We start from the raw sequence: 14371 nt of genomic DNA, 5'->3' as shown, positions 1-14371 counted from the left end.
CGGCAGTCGGCAAGCAGGTCACTGATGGGCAGAACTTCCTGGTTGCGGATTGCGTATATCGTTCTCAGCTACCTGCTCGTACCGCTGTTGCTGGTGCACCTTTACTGGCGGAGTATCAGTGCGCCCGCCTACCGAAAGAGAATCGCCGAGCGCTTCGGCTTCGGGATGGCGCGCCTGCGGCAGCCGTCCATCTGGGTGCATGCGGTATCGGTGGGCGAGGTCCAGGCGGCGGCGCCACTGGTGCGCGCCCTGCTGAAGCGCTATCCCGGCCTGCCGCTGGTGATGACCACGATGACACCGACCGGCAGCGAACGCGTCCGGCTGCTGTTCGGCGATACGGTCGTGCACAGCTACGTGCCCTACGATCTCGCCGCAGCGGTTCGGCGGTTCTTTGACTGGGCCCGGCCTTCGCTTGCCATCATCATGGAGACGGAACTCTGGCCCAACCTCTATCATGAGTGTGGCCAGAGGCGTGTGCCGCTGGTTCTGGCCAGCGCCCGGATATCCACGCGCTCACTCGGGCGCTATCGCCGGCTGATACCGCTGTTTCGCGATACGCTGGCCAATGGCATCGTCATCGCTGCACAGACACCGGCCGATGCCGGGCGGTTTCGTTCGCTGGGCGCAAATCCGGCGCGTACGCACGTTACCGGCAATATCAAATTCGATTTCGAGTTGCCGCCTGAGGTTCTGCAGGCCGGGCGTGCGCTGCGTGCGATGCAGGCGCGTGACCGGCCAGTCTGGGTGGCGGCCAGTACGCACGACGGTGAGGAATCCGTGCTGCTTGCTGCGCATGTGTTGATCCGGCAGCAGCATCCGCAAGCCCTGCTTCTGCTCGTGCCCCGTCACCCTGAGCGATTTTCCGAGGTGGCGGCCCTCATCGAAAGCTGTGGGCTGAATCATGTCACGCGCAGCAGTGCGGCGGTTGCAGATCAACGCACAACGGTATTTCTCGGCGATACGATGGGCGAGCTGACGACCTTCTACGCGGCTGCAGATGTCGCTTTTGTCGGTGGCAGCCTGATCGCCATCGGCGGTCACAACCTGCTCGAACCGGCCTCGCTCGGGATGCCCGTCATTACCGGCCCACACAACGAAAACGCTGCCGACATCTGTGCGCTGCTCGTGACCTGCGGGGCGGCGAGCGTGGCCTCGGATGCGGACGGCATCGCTGCAGAGGTCTGCCGGCTGTTCGCCGATCCGGCAGAGCGGCAGCGGCGCGGCACGGCCGGCCAGGCCGCCATTGCAGACAATTGCGGGGCGCTGGAGCGCCTGCTGAAGCTCATCGATCCGCTGATTCCCGCGAATACGGATTGAAGCCGGAAAGTATTCCCGGGCTACTTCAGCAATGTATCGACCTGGGCGAGATCATCGACCACCAGCGTGCCCGCCGCCTGCTTGAGACGCAAGCCGTTGATCAGGTAGTCGTAGCGGCTGCGGAGGTACTGTGCTTCCGCAACATAGGTCTTGCGTTTGGCATCGAGTACATCGACGGCAGTGCGGGTACCGACTTCGTAGCCGGCCTCGCTGGCCTTGAGTGCGGTACGGCTCGATTCGAGGGCCTGCTTCAGCGCCGCCACCCGGGAAATATCCGAGATTACGCCGAGGTAGGCGTCACGGGTCTGCTGTTCGGTATCGCGCTGGGTGCGTTCGAGGCGTTCGCGCGATGCCCGATGCCGGTACACGGCCTGCTGGACTCTTGCCGAGGTCTGGCCGCCGCTGAAGATGGGCAGCGCCATCTGCAGCGAGATGCTGTCACTCTCCAGATCCGTGGCCGTGGGGTTTCGATCTGGCGAGCGCGCGAAACCCGTGTTGTCGGTATTGTTCCTGCTGAGTACCAGATCGACGGTCGGGTAGTGTCCGGTACGCGCCAGGCTGACGTCATCCTTGGCGATCCGGGTGCCGATCTGGCTGGATATGACGCTGCGATTCTGTTGCAAGGCGGTGTTGACCCAGGCTTCGACGTCGTTGGGATCAGGCGAGACCAGCGGGATGTCTGCAGCGGGCTTGGCCAGCGCAGGCGGGATCTCGTCGATGATCGTGCGCAGTGCTTCCCAGTTGTTGGCGAGCGCACGCTTGGCAAGGATTTCGTCGGTAACCGCCTGGTCGTATGCCGCCTGGGCTTCCTGCACATCGGTAATCGCAATGAGTCCGACCTCGAAGCGCTTCTGTGCCTGTTCCAGCTGGCGGCCGATGGATTCCCTGGCCGCCTGTTGTGACGCGAGGGTGTCTTCGCCCGCCAGCACCAGGAAGTAGGTGGTAGCGACGCGCACAATCAGATCCTGCTGTGCGGCCTGGTAGTCCGCATCTGCCTGGGCTGCTTGCTTGCCGGCCTGCGAGAGCGTTACCCATTGATCCCAGCGAAACACGCTCTGGCGCAGTTCCAGTACCCAGTTCCTGGCATCAGTGTCGCGTGAGTCGACCACGCGGGTTAATTGCTGGCCACCGAAGAAGGTGCTGGTGGTGCCGTTGGCGGCATTGTTGGCAAGAGTCATCCGGCCACTCACCTGCGGCAGCAGTGCGCCGCGTGCAATGGGCTTGCCTTCAAGGACAGCAAGACGATTGGCTTCGGCTTCCCGCACCTGTGGGTCACTCTGCAGTGCCTTTTCGTAGACCTGCAGCAGCGAATCAGCATGGGCTGCCTGTGCCAGAAGCAGGGCGACGGGCAAAAGCCGGCGGAAATTTCTCATGGTCTGCATTCCTGTTGTTGTTCTGGCGGCGGCTGCAAGCTGCTCAGAAAGTGAAAGCCTGGTGTTCCGGCGCATTCTTCAGCGGCGGCACGACGGTCTCCAGCAGAAATTCCGTGGACCACTCGTTTTCGCCAAGCCGGCGCACCAGCCGGGCCTCCATCTGTGGTGCGCTACCGGTAACCACGAACAGGCGGCCACCGGGGGCAAGCCAGTCCGCGAAACGACGATCGTAGACCGGCAGAGAGCCGGTCACGGCAATAAGGTCGAATCGGCTATCCGGTACGAAGTCGAAGACATCCCTATTGTGGACCTCGGCACCACGAAAGCCCAAGGCTGCGAGCTTCTTTTCCGCTGTGCTGGCCAGTTCCGCGATGATTTCCAGGCTGGTTACTGTGCCGCCCAGCGCTACCAGACAGGCGGTCATGAATCCGCTGCCCGTACCGACCTCGAGCATCCGTTCGGCGGGCGCCGGAGACAATGCCTGCAACAGGCGGCCTTCCAGTTTCGGGGGCAGCATGGTTTGCCCGCCCGGCAGCGGTATACAGGTATCGGCAAAGGCAAGGGCACGGTAGCGCGGCGGCACAAACTGCTCGCGGGGAACGGTCCCCAGCACAGCCAGAATTGCCGGATCAAGCACATCCCAGGTCCGCACCTGCTGGTTGACCATCTGGGTGCGTGCAAATTCGATATGGGTGTTCATGCGGAGCGGCTCAGGTTAAGGAGTTTGCTGATTGCAGACAAGTTCAGGACCGGCTGCCCGACCATTATCGCCCGAGTGCCGGATTATGGTGAACCCCCGGACTCGGCGGTAGACCCATCGGCTATGCTCTCCCACATCCGCGAGGCCGGTTCGCGCCGTATTTCTGCCGCAAGAGAAACGGGCGCAATTAACGATGAGAGGAGGGCGGGGCCCGGCTGACCCTCCCGGTAGCATTGTCCAGATGACCGAGACGTGGTTAATCCTGGCGCTTGCCGTGATCTGCTTCGGGCTTGTTGGCACCTGCCTGCACCTCTGGCGCTCACGCAGTGCCTATACCCGCAGTGTCGAGGCCCTCAACCAGGAGATCCTCGATGCCGCAGAGGCGTCTGCCTTTGGCAAACGGGTGACTCAGCCGGCATCGGCCCCGGCGGGTTTTTCTGCGCTTGGTGACAACATCAACCGCCTGTTCGATACGCTGAATGCCAAGGACCGGCAGATGCGCCAGCGCGAGGCGCTGTTCCAGGATCTGGCCAATACGATGCCGGAGGTCGTCCTCGTGCATCGTGATCGTGTGATCTTCGCCAATAACGTTGCTGCCGGGCTGATAGGGCTGACTCCCGAGCAACTCGTTGGTCGGCCGGTGACGGACCTGGTGCGGCCGGCCTACAGGGCCGTGACCCGCAAGAATCTCAGCGGTCGGCTGGCCGGTGAATCAGTGCCGGACCGTCTGGAGATTCAGCTCATCTCGGGTGATGAAGGCGGCATGTGGGTCGAGGCGGCCGGTTCGATGATCGACTATCGCGGACAAAAGGCCATCCTCACCATTGCCCGCGATATCAGTTACCGGAAGAGCATCGAAGCGAATCTGGGCCGTGGCAAGCAGCAGGCGCAGATCACCCTGGAGTCGATCGGCGAAGGCGTAGTCACTACCGATACGCAGGGCATGATCGACTACCTGAATGGTGCGGCCGAGAAGCTGATCGGGGTCAGCCGCGAGCTTGCGGTTGGCAAGCGCATGACCGATCTCCTGAAGCTGGTCGACGAGTCGGACCGCAAGGATCTTGGCGACCCGGTGTCGCGATGTCTGGCGGAGCGGCGCCAGGTGAGCCTGGGTCGTCGCGCTCTGATGCTCACGGTCGACGATGGGCGTGAACTTTCAGTCGAGCTCACCGCCTCGCCGATCATCGGTGCCGGCGATACCGTCGCCGGTGCGGTGGTGATCATGCACGACGTGACAGAGATGCGCGGCCTGACCCGCCGCATCTCTTACCAGGCCGCTCATGACGCTCTCACCGGTCTGGCCAACCGCAGCGAATTCGAGCGACGTGTGCAGGAGGCCATCGAGTCCGGGCGCGAGGACGGTGCCCACTCCGTACTCTGCTATATGGATCTCGACCGCTTCAAGGCGGTCAACGATACCTGTGGCCATCTGGCTGGCGACAACATGCTGCGCGAGATCGCCAAGCTGATTCGTGACAAGGTTCGTGACTCCGATCTCGTGGCACGGCTTGGCGGCGACGAATTCGGCATGCTGCTGCTGCGCTGCCCGCTGGACAAGGCGCGCCAGATCGCCGACGACGTGTGCAACGCTGTCCGGGACTACCGCTTCGTCTGGCAGGACCGGATTTTCACCGTCGGAATCAGCATCGGACTGGTTGAGGTTGCGCGTGAGACCGGTTCGCTCAAGGACCTGCTCAGTGCTGCCGACTCGGCCTGCTATGTGGCCAAACAGCAGGGCCGCGGCCGCGTCCATGTCTACTCGTCACGCGATGAGGTTTCGGCACGGCAGCGCGGCGATATCCACTGGCTGCAGCTGCTGCAGGCCGCCTTGCGTGAAAACCGCTTTGAACTCCATACCCAGCCCGTGATCGCGACCACCGGCCGGGTCAGCGCCGGGCCGGCTTTCGAGGTGCTCCTGCGCATGACCGACGAGGATGGCAAGCTGGTGCTGCCCCGGCAGTTCATTCCGGCGGCAGAACGGTATCAACTCATGCCGGGCATCGATCGCTGGGTAGTGCAGGCGACGCTGGCGGCCCTGGCACATGGCGCCATCCGGCTGCCCGACGACCGCAGCTGCAGCATCAATCTCTCGGGGCAGTCACTTGCCGACGAGGGCTTTCTCGAGTTTGTCGTCGAGTGCCTTGATCACAGCCAGATCGCTCCGAACCGGATCTGCTTCGAGATCGGCGAGACGGCGGTGATGGACCGCTTCGACCAGGCGCGGCGTTTCATCGCTGTGCTGCACGGCATGGGTTGTCAGTTTGGCCTCGATGACTTCGGCAGCGGCTTTGGCTCGTTTACCACCCTCCGGGACCTGTCAATCGATTACCTGAAGATCGACGGCAGCTATACGCACGACCTCAAGCCCGATACGCTGAATCATCAGGTCGTGAGCGCCATCACGGGCATGTCACGCATTCTCGGCTTCCGCGTGATTGCAGAGCAGGTTGAAGCGCAGGCGGATTTCGAAGCGCTGCGTACCATCGGTGTGGATTTCATCCAGGGGCACTTCATCGACCGGCCGCATCGTCTGGGCGAGACGAGCGGCGAGATGGCGATACACTAGGAAAGAACCAGTTTGCCGACTTGCAGTTGGCATCCAGTGACAGTTCAACGCTGACTTCATCTGCCGGAAAGTCCCTGACTTCTGTGAGGCCGGCCAGCTCCGTATCGTTCTGTGGCGTGCAGAGCACGCCATCGCCGTCCGTATCAGCCCAGGCATAGATCACCAGGCCCTCGCCGGCACCCGCCGGGTACTCGATGGTTCCGCTGAAGTCGCCGACCGGCGCCGTGAACTCACCCATGAAGAGCAGCGGGTGGCGCAGTTCGCCCACGCCGGTCCATGCGTGATAGGCCATGACATGCAATTCGCCAGAGCGTGCTGCGTCGCCAGGCATTTGCACGGTACCGCTGATCTTCAGGCTGCGCATTTCCGGTGGCTTCTCGCTGCAGGCTGCCGCCAGGAATGCCGCGATGGCTGCCGCACAGATAACCCGGAGTGTCCTGGATTTCATTGTCCGCTCCCCAGCTGAATCGGCGGCAGGCTGAAGACGCGCAGGAAGTTGCCTGACAGCACCTGCTCCATCTCGTCCGCTGTATAGCCTTGTTCCCGCATCCCGGCCACAAATGCCCTCAGGTGGGACTTCACGTAGCCCGGGAACTGTACCCCGTCGGAGCCGTAGATCAGCTTGTCGATCACGCCGCCAGCCTTGATGCGGTGGAGAAAATCCCCGAGCAGGGCATCGGCACGTTCAGCGCCGAGCGCGCCGGGCTCCAGAAATACGTTGCTGTACTTCTGCGCGAGTGCGATCGCCGAGTCCGTGTACGTCAATGCCCTGCCAAGACTGTCATAGCCGGAGTGTCCCAGAATGAATATGCAGTCCGGAAATGCCTGGATGGAGCCTTCAAGATAGGCCGGGTCTGCATATGGGGGTTCGTAACGCGTGCCCGGATTCGGGCTGGTACCGGTATGCAGATATACCGGTTTGCGCAGACGGCCACAGATTTCGTAAATGCCATCGAAGCGCCGGTCATCGAAACGAAACTGCTGATGAGCGTGGGCAAGCTTGATGCCGTGCATGCCCGGCAGCTTTACGCCGGCTTCGAGGCGGGCGAGTTCTGCCGCACTGTCGTTGTTCCAGTCATCGACGCGCAGACTGGCAAAGCCATACAGGCGACCCGGAACTGATGCGATCTCGCCGGCCACAAACTCGTTGCTGGCGATGCCGGTCGTGGCCGGGCTATAGAGCGCAAACAGCCCGCCTGCAGAGATGCCCGCGCTGTCCAGTTGCCCGACGATGGTCTTGCCGCGCAGGTTGTAATCGACAAACGGGCCCATGACCCACTTGAAACCCGTGGGTACCCGGTCAGTGAGGCGCTGGCGAAAACCCGGCGGCGTCATCGCCCAGGTCCCCGTATGCAGATGCATGTCGATGACCGGAATGCGTCGGCCATCGACCAGAACACCGGGCTCCGGCGCGCGTCCGCAAGCGGCGAGCAGGATGATGGTGAGTGTGATCAGAATGCGCACGGTTGCTTGCATGGTCCTCTCAATCCTGTGGCCCGGAATTCAGTGATGGTGGGGGAAACACCGCACCGCGCGGATAGCGCAGATGCGAAGTCTCCAGCGGCTCACTGGCTATCCCCGGTAGTACATCACGATAGTACTGCAGTGGCCAATAGTGACCGTTCCGTTTGAATGTCGCGCGGCCGGGATGTTCCGTGACGTCGATATTCCAGGCATTCTCGAGCGGTGTATTGGTGGCCGGTGCAACATCGTCGGTATTGATCACGGCCATGGCAAAGTCGGCACAACGACCATGATTCCGCGCGCCATGTCGCCAGTCGACGAAACCGTGCAACTGGAAGGGATCCAGAAAGACCATCGTCACGCGCGCGGGATGCGCCTGTGTCGGGAGGCTGCGGCGATAGCTTTCGCAAAGTGCATCGGCAATGTAGGCGCCGGAACTGTGGGTGACGAGTTGCAGTTCCTGCAATGCTTCATGCCCGGCGAGCAGCTTGCCAAGCTGTGTACCGAGTCGTTCCGCCGTTGCAACTGCACGCAGGCGATTGTCAGACCACGGGGCCCAGTGCAGGAAGCGCACCGCGACATCGCGTCGGCCTGTTTCCGCGTAGTGTGTCCTGATTCGCGCGATGATTTCCGGAAATAGCGGGTTTTCGCCATCTGCGCTGCCGTGCGCAACGATCACGGCCACACGTGTATCCGGCGGCAGATCAAGCGCCATGGCCGGCAGGGACACTTCGAGTGGCATGCGCGTATACAACTCCATGCCCACGACGATTGTCCCCATGACGAGCAGCGTGATCGCGATTCTCTTCACGCGGCAGAGTGTAATTCCTGACAAGGGCAACGTCCCGCCAAAAAAACCCCGCACGCGGCGGGGTTTTCTTGCAGTGATCCGCTGATCCTAGAGCAGCGGCACCAGCAGCAGAGCCACGATGTTGATGATCTTGATCAACGGATTGATGGCCGGGCCGGCGGTGTCCTTGTAGGGGTCGCCGACGGTATCACCGGTGACTGCGGCCTTGTGCGTCTCCGAGCCCTTGCCGCCGAAGTTGCCTTCTTCGATGTATTTCTTGGCATTGTCCCAGGCGCCGCCACCGGTACACATCGAGATGGCCACGAAGAGGCCGGTGACGATGGTGCCGATCAGCAGGCCGCCGAGTGCGCGGATGCCGGCACCCGGCCCCATCAGCAGGTTCATGCCGAAGCCGACGACGACGGGTACCAGGATCGGCAACAGCGAAGGGACGATCATCTCCTTGATCGCCGCACGGGTCAGGAGGTCGACGGCGCGCGTGTAGTCGGGTTTGCCGGTGCCCTCCATGATGCCCTTGATTTCCTTGAACTGCCGGCGCACTTCGACGACCACCGAGCCGGCCGCCCGGCCAACCGCTTCCATCGCCATGGCACCGAACAGGTAGGGCACCAGACCGCCGATGAACAGGCCGATGATCACGGCCGGGTCGGACAGACTGAAGACTTGCAGTTTTCCGGCAGCTTCGAGGTTGTGGGTGTAGTCGGCGAACAGCACGAGGGCGGCCAGACCGGCTGAACCGATGGCGTAACCCTTGGTGACGGCCTTGGTCGTGTTGCCGACGGCATCGAGTGCGTCGGTGATCGTGCGCACGTTCTTCGGCAGGCCGGCCATTTCCGCGATGCCGCCGCCGTTGTCCGTGATCGGACCGTAGGCGTCGAGTGCCACGACCATACCGGTCATCGACAGCATGGCAGTTGCAGCGATCGCGATGCCGTAGAGGCCTTCGATTTCGAAGGCGGCCCAGATCGCGGCGCAGACCGCCAGTACCGGCAGTGCCGTGGACTTCATCGACACCGCAAGGCCGGCGATGACGTTTGTGCCGTGACCGGTCTGCGAAGCCGCGGCGACGTAACGTACCGGGCCGTATTCGGTGGCGGTGTAGTACTCGGTGATCCAGATCAGCGCTGCAGTCAGCACCAGACCGACGACCGCGCAGGCAAACAGGTTGGTGGCCGATTCGCCCATCATGGACTGGCTCACGGGCCAGAACGCGGCCAGGGCCAGAATGCCCGACACCGCCACGCCCCGATAAAGCGCATTCATGATCTTGCCGCCTTCGCGTGCGGTGACGAAGAACGTACCGACGATGGAGGCCACGATCGACACCGCGCCGAGTACCAGCGGGTAGAGGATGTAGCGGAGGTCGAGGCCGCCATCGGCGCCCTTGAAGAGCAGTCCGCCGAGTACCATCGTTGCAACCACGGTGACCGCATAGGTTTCGAACAGGTCGGCCGCCATGCCGGCGCAGTCACCGACGTTGTCACCGACGTTGTCGGCGATGACCGCCGGGTTACGGGGGTCATCTTCCGGAATGCCGGCTTCGACCTTGCCGACCAGGTCGGCGCCGACGTCGGCGCCCTTGGTGAAGATGCCGCCACCCAGACGCGCGAAGATCGAGATCAGTGAACCGCCAAAGGCGAGGCCGATCAGCGAGTGCAGGGCTGCATCGTCACCGATGATGCCACGCATCACGGCAAAGTATCCGGCGACCCCGAGCAGGCCGAGTCCGACCACGAGCATGCCGGTGATGGCGCCGCCCCGGAAGGCGATCTGCAGTGCCTGGTTCAGCCCTATGCCGGCCGCATGGGCGGTACGCACATTGGCCCGGACCGATACGTTCATGCCGATGAAACCGGCGGCGCCGGAGAGTACGGCGCCGACCACGAAGCCACCGGCGGTCTCGGGACCGAGTGCCACCGCGAGGATGATTGCCAGCACCACGCCGACGAAGGCGATGGTGATGTATTGGCGGTTGAGATAGGCCTGTGCGCCGGCCTGAATTGCCGCAGCGATTTCCTGCATGCGGGCATTGCCAGGCGACTGGGCAATGATCCAGCGTGCCATCAGGGCGCCATAGATCAGGGCCAGCAGGGAAGCGCCAATGGCCAGCGAAATGGCCAGGTCGGTTGACATGGTCGAGTCCTCCAAGACTACTCAAATTGGAGCCAGGCTGGTTTTTCTTGCCTGACGCAGATGCCCCCGGAATCCGCTTTCTTATGCAGAAGAACCCGCCTGGCCGAAGGCTGTTAGCGGGCCGGAAAAAAGGCGCGCAATCATAGCACTAAAGCGCGGCGGCGCCAGATGGCACCGGAATGCCTTTGGTGCCCGGAAGTCAGCGCCGCTTTGGCAGCTTCTTCTTTACGGGGATGCCCTTGAGGCTGACATATGCCGGCAGGCCGTCCTTGTAGGGCGGGTAGTCTTCACCCTGAATCAGCGGCGCCAGGTAGCGGCGTGCCGCCGGAGTGATGCCGAAACCATCACGGCTTATGTACGAGCGGGGCATCATTTTTTCGTGATTGGCCACCTTGTCGAGGGGGGCCGTGCCGATGGTCCACCGGTAGGGCCGGTCGGACTTCCGGACGATGGTCGGCATTACCGAATTCCTGCCGCGCAGGGCGAGCTCTACCGCCGCCTTGCCGACCGCATAAGCCTGTTCCACATCGACCCGCGAGGCGATGTGACGGGCCGAGCGCTGCAGGTAGTCCGCGATTGCATAGTGGTACTTGAGTTTCAGTTCATCCCGGACCAGCGTGGCCAGCACAGGGGCGACGCCGCCGAGCTGCTTGTGGCCAAAGGCGTCGCTGGTGCCGGCATCGGCCAGGAAGCGTCCGTCTGCGTAGCGCGCGCCTTCGCTGACGACGACGACGCAATAGTCGTATTTGCGCACGCTCTCGCTGACCCGCTTCAGGAAGGCATCCCGGTCAAAAGGTATTTCGGGGAACAGGATGATGTGCGGCGCCTCACCGGCTTTCTCGCCCGCCAGTCCGGCGGCTGCCGCAATCCACCCCGCATGGCGGCCCATGACCTCGAGGATGAAAACCTTGGTGGAAGTTCGCGACATCGACATCACGTCGAGGGCCGCCTCGCGTGTCGACGTGGCGATGTATTTTGCGACCGAGCCGAAGCCCGGGCAGGTGTCGGTAATCGGCAGGTCGTTGTCCACTGTCTTGGGAACGTGGATCGCGACGATCGGGTAGCCGAGGCGCTCGCCAAGCTGCGATACCTTCAGGCAAGTGTCAGCCGAGTCGCCGCCGCCGTTGTAGAAAAAGTAGCCGATATCGTGGGCGCGGAATACCTCGATCAGGCGCATGTACTCGGCACGGTTTTCGTCGAGCCCCTTCAGCTTGTAGCGGGCCGAGCCGAAGGCGCCACCGGGCGTGTGGCGCAGGCCGGCGATGGCTCGTGCGCTTTCCTTGCCGGTATCGATCAGGTTCTCGTCCAGGGCGCCGAGGATGCCATTGCGACCCGCATAGAGCTTGCCGATACGGTCAGGATGCTTGCGTGCGGTCTCGATCACGCCGCAGGCGGAGGCGTTGATGACGGCGGTAACACCGCCGGACTGGGCATAAAACGCGTTCCGCTTCGGCATGGCTCGGGACTCTCCTGGGCTGTTCTTCTGAAGCGAAAATTAGCACAACGGTGCCGGTTGCGCGTTCATCGCGCGCTCCTGCCGAGACCGGCGGGCCGGACACTGCCACGGGGGGCAGTTTGACGTGGCAAAGCCTGTCACTGTAGTTTACGCGGCCTCTCAATTCCGATCAGGAGCGCCCACTTGCGCATCGTCTTTCTTGGCGCGCCGGGTTCCGGCAAGGGCACGCAGGCCCAGCGGCTCATGGCTGAGCACCACATCCCGCAGGTGTCGACCGGCGATCTGCTGCGCGAGTCAGTAGCTGCCGGCAGTGAGCTCGGCCGCCGGGCGAAGGCTGCCATGGATGCCGGTGAACTGGTTTCCGACGACATCGTGCTGGGTATCATTCGCGAGCGGTTGCAACAGGACGATGCGGCAGCCGGATTCGTGCTCGACGGCTTTCCGCGCAATCTTGCCCAGGCCACCGCGCTTGAAGGCGTGCTGGCCGGTATCGGCCGGCCTCTGGATGCCGCCGTACTCATCGATGTGGATTTCGATATCCTGATGAAGCGGCTCACCGGTCGCCGCACCTGCTCGGTTACCGGCAAACTGCTGAACATCCATTTCTCGCCGAAGTCGGAGCTGGATGCCTGCCTGAAGGCGGGGGGTGAGCTCGTGCAGCGTGCTGACGACAATGAAGAAACGATCGGCAACCGGCTCAAGGTATACCGTGCCCAGACCGAGCCGCTGGTCGAGCATTACCGGGCCGCCGGACTGCTCCGCACGATCAACGGCCAGGGCAGCGTGGACGAGGTCTATCAGCGGGTACAACAGGCGCTCAAGGCCTGAACCGTCCGGGCGTCCTGTCTCAGGCCGTCCCGAGTGCCGCGAGCAGCGGCTCACCGATCACTGATTGCCGCCAGCCCGAGAGCGGGCGCAGCTCGCGTTCGCCACGGATCAGTGCCGAGAGGTCCTTCCGCGTGGCGAGAATTTCCGGCGCCACGTTCAGCATCTTCGCCACTTCATCGACGACTTTGGCCAGGCGTTTGATCTCGGCCTGATCGATCAGCTCAGGGCGCAGCTCCTGGCTCAGGTCGGTACCGTCGGCCAGCTCCGCGGCAGCCGCTGCCAGCTCGGCGAGCAGCGCGCCGCCCTGACGCCGTACCACCCCGGCCGGCAGATCTTCGCAGTTGGCCAGCGCTGTTTCGTCTGGCGGATTGCGTTGCGCGATATCCAGCAGTGCGCGATCGCTGATGATCCACTGCCGTGGCCGGTCCGCGCGAATTGCATTCTCCTCCCGCCAGCGCGCCAGGCGTCGCGCCCGCAACTGCACGGCAACCGGCATGCGCGGCAGACCTGACAGGCGGCGCCACGCGCCGTCGGGATCATTCCGGTACAGGGCAGGATCGACAAGCCGCGCGCTGTCCTCGATTGCCCATGCATGGCGCCCGAGCCGCTCGAGTTCCTCGCAGAGCATGGCATGTACGGTGGGCAGATGGATGACATCGGTGTTGGCGTAGGCGATCAGCTCGGGGCGCAGTGGCCGCTGCGACCAGTCGGCGCGCGTGTGGGTCTTGTCCACATCGATATCCAGCAGCGTCTTGACCAGCGCCGCGTAGCCGACCTGGGCCGGATGGCCGACCAGCGCGGCTGCGATCTGCGTGTCGAACAGCGGCTGGGGCAGGCATTGGTGAGTCACCCAGGCGACTTCGAGATCCTGCTTCGCCGCGTGCAGCACGCGCATGCCGGTTCCAGCGCAGAGGATGTCCCACAGCGGGCGCGTATCGAGTCCGGCCAGCTCATCGACGCAAAATATCCGCGCGCCAGCGGCGATCTGCACCAGGCAAAGGCGCGGCGTGAACTGCGTGGTGCGCGCGAACTCGGTATCTATGGCGATGAGGCTGTCGCGGGAAATTGCCGCACAGGCGTCATCGAGTTGTGATTGCTGATCGACCAGTACGCCGGTCTGGATAAGGGCTGGCATAAATACGGAGTGTAGTGGATCATCGTCCATTCCCACCACGGTCATGGATTGCACGGCTGCAGACGATGCTTGCCATCATCGACTTTTTCCTGCAGATCACACTGCGCCGCCGGGGTCCGGAAGATCTGCCGGATTCGCGTTTCCTGCTGCTGTTGTCCGCCCTGTGTTACGGCATCGTGCAGCTGTTTCTGGCCCTGCCGATCTACAGCCTGTCGGTCATGCTGTTCAGAAGCGTCCTGATCGATATCGGCCTGCTGTGCATCTGCGTGTGGGGCCTCCTGTGGCTCACGCGGCATATGTCGCGCTCCAGGCAGACGCTGACGGCATTTTTCGGTACCGGCGCATTGCTCGGCGTGCTGATGTTGCCCTTCAATTTCTGGCTCGATGCGCTGTCGGTCCCCGGCCAGCCCGCGCTGCTGCCGACTGCGGGCCTGCTCGCGATCGTCAGTTGGTCGCTGGTCGTCAACGGGCACATCTTTTCGCGGGCGCTGTCCATACCCTTTGTGGCAGGCCTCATGCTTTCGCTTGCATACTTCTTTCTCAATTACCTGGTTTTCTGGCAGCTCGGACCACCGCCTGCCTGAGGCG

Annotated in this window: 12 protein-coding genes; 4 read left to right on the top strand and 8 right to left on the bottom strand. The window is 63.1% G+C overall.

Translation table 11 applies throughout. The annotated features are described in order from the left end of the window. The first annotated feature begins 24 nt into the window (after positions 1-24). Positions 25-1317 carry a lipid IV(A) 3-deoxy-D-manno-octulosonic acid transferase gene (gene waaA / locus H6979_08970; protein ID MCP5139975.1) on the top strand — a complete coding sequence of 431 codons (1293 nt, stop codon included), beginning with the start codon at positions 25-27 and terminating at the stop codon, positions 1315-1317. A gap of 20 nt (positions 1318-1337) precedes the next feature. Here waaA and H6979_08965 read toward each other — a convergent pair whose 3' ends face one another. Together H6979_08965 and H6979_08960 are read right to left on the bottom strand one after the other, a co-directional pair. Next, positions 1338-2690 carry a TolC family outer membrane protein gene (locus tag H6979_08965; protein MCP5139974.1) on the bottom strand — a complete coding sequence of 451 codons (1353 nt, stop codon included), beginning with the start codon at positions 2688-2690 and terminating at the stop codon, positions 1338-1340. A 43-nt stretch (positions 2691-2733) separates the two neighbouring features. Beyond that, a complete protein-coding gene (locus tag H6979_08960; GenBank protein MCP5139973.1) occupies positions 2734-3378 on the bottom strand; it encodes a protein-L-isoaspartate O-methyltransferase in 645 nt (214 codons plus the stop codon). Between the two features lie 253 nt (positions 3379-3631). On the opposite strand from H6979_08960, the gene H6979_08955 reads away from it, so the two are divergent. Next, positions 3632-5956, top strand: coding sequence for an EAL domain-containing protein (locus H6979_08955; GenBank protein MCP5139972.1), 2325 nt, complete (start codon positions 3632-3634; stop codon positions 5954-5956). On the opposite strand, the gene H6979_08950 is transcribed toward H6979_08955, so the two are convergent. The 5 genes from H6979_08950 to H6979_08930 form a co-directional block, all read right to left on the bottom strand. Further along, on the bottom strand, positions 5901-6404 hold the full coding sequence (locus H6979_08950) for a hypothetical protein (protein MCP5139971.1): 504 nt from the start codon (positions 6402-6404) through the stop codon (positions 5901-5903). The genes H6979_08955 and H6979_08950 overlap by 56 nt on opposite strands. Beyond that, positions 6401-7432: an amidohydrolase gene (locus H6979_08945; GenBank protein ID MCP5139970.1), complete on the bottom strand. Its 1032-nt coding sequence runs from the start codon at positions 7430-7432 to the stop codon at positions 6401-6403. Before H6979_08945 ends, H6979_08950 begins: the two co-directional genes overlap by 4 nt. A gap of 7 nt (positions 7433-7439) precedes the next feature. Then, positions 7440-8231: a hypothetical protein gene (locus tag H6979_08940; GenBank protein ID MCP5139969.1), complete on the bottom strand. Its 792-nt coding sequence runs from the start codon at positions 8229-8231 to the stop codon at positions 7440-7442. A gap of 87 nt (positions 8232-8318) precedes the next feature. Next, positions 8319-10364 (bottom strand): sodium-translocating pyrophosphatase, encoded by a 2046-nt coding sequence (locus H6979_08935; protein ID MCP5139968.1) that lies wholly within the window; start codon positions 10362-10364, stop codon positions 8319-8321. A gap of 199 nt (positions 10365-10563) precedes the next feature. Then, positions 10564-11820, bottom strand: a complete 1257-nt coding sequence (locus H6979_08930; GenBank protein ID MCP5139967.1) for a 6-phosphofructokinase — start codon at positions 11818-11820, stop codon at positions 10564-10566. A 183-nt stretch (positions 11821-12003) separates the two neighbouring features. Here H6979_08930 and H6979_08925 point away from each other — a divergent pair, with 183 nt between their 5' ends. Continuing rightward, positions 12004-12648, top strand: coding sequence for an adenylate kinase (locus H6979_08925; protein ID MCP5139966.1), 645 nt, complete (start codon positions 12004-12006; stop codon positions 12646-12648). Positions 12649-12667: 19 nt separating this feature from the next. On the opposite strand, the gene H6979_08920 is transcribed toward H6979_08925, so the two are convergent. Next, entirely contained in the window at positions 12668-13783 is a 1116-nt protein-coding gene (locus tag H6979_08920; protein MCP5139965.1) for an HRDC domain-containing protein, read from the bottom strand. 65 nt (positions 13784-13848) lie between these two features. On the opposite strand from H6979_08920, the gene H6979_08915 reads away from it, so the two are divergent. Then, positions 13849-14367: a hypothetical protein gene (locus H6979_08915; GenBank protein ID MCP5139964.1), complete on the top strand. Its 519-nt coding sequence runs from the start codon at positions 13849-13851 to the stop codon at positions 14365-14367. The last annotated feature ends 4 nt before the right edge of the window (positions 14368-14371 follow it).

Source organism: Chromatiales bacterium, assembly GCA_024234935.1.
GTDB lineage: Bacteria > Pseudomonadota > Gammaproteobacteria > Steroidobacterales.
This window is presented reverse-complemented; position numbering and strand designations above follow the sequence as displayed.

Excerpts from the sequence above, each read along its gene's own strand:
- H6979_08950 (MCP5139971.1), bottom strand. The coding sequence starts at position 6,404 with ATGAAATCCAGGACACTCCGGGTTATCTGTGCGGCAGCCATCGCGGCA.
- H6979_08935 (MCP5139968.1), bottom strand. The coding sequence starts at position 10,364 with ATGTCAACCGACCTGGCCATTTCGCTGGCCATTGGCGCTTCCCTGCTG.
- H6979_08920 (MCP5139965.1), bottom strand. The coding sequence starts at position 13,783 with ATGCCAGCCCTTATCCAGACCGGCGTACTGGTCGATCAGCAATCACAA.
- H6979_08945 (MCP5139970.1), bottom strand. The coding sequence starts at position 7,432 with ATGCAAGCAACCGTGCGCATTCTGATCACACTCACCATCATCCTGCTC.
- H6979_08915 (MCP5139964.1), top strand. The coding sequence starts at position 13,849 with ATGCTTGCCATCATCGACTTTTTCCTGCAGATCACACTGCGCCGCCGG.
- H6979_08955 (MCP5139972.1), top strand. The coding sequence starts at position 3,632 with ATGACCGAGACGTGGTTAATCCTGGCGCTTGCCGTGATCTGCTTCGGG.
- H6979_08965 (MCP5139974.1), bottom strand. The coding sequence starts at position 2,690 with ATGAGAAATTTCCGCCGGCTTTTGCCCGTCGCCCTGCTTCTGGCACAG.
- H6979_08930 (MCP5139967.1), bottom strand. The coding sequence starts at position 11,820 with ATGCCGAAGCGGAACGCGTTTTATGCCCAGTCCGGCGGTGTTACCGCC.
- waaA (MCP5139975.1), top strand. The coding sequence starts at position 25 with ATGGGCAGAACTTCCTGGTTGCGGATTGCGTATATCGTTCTCAGCTAC.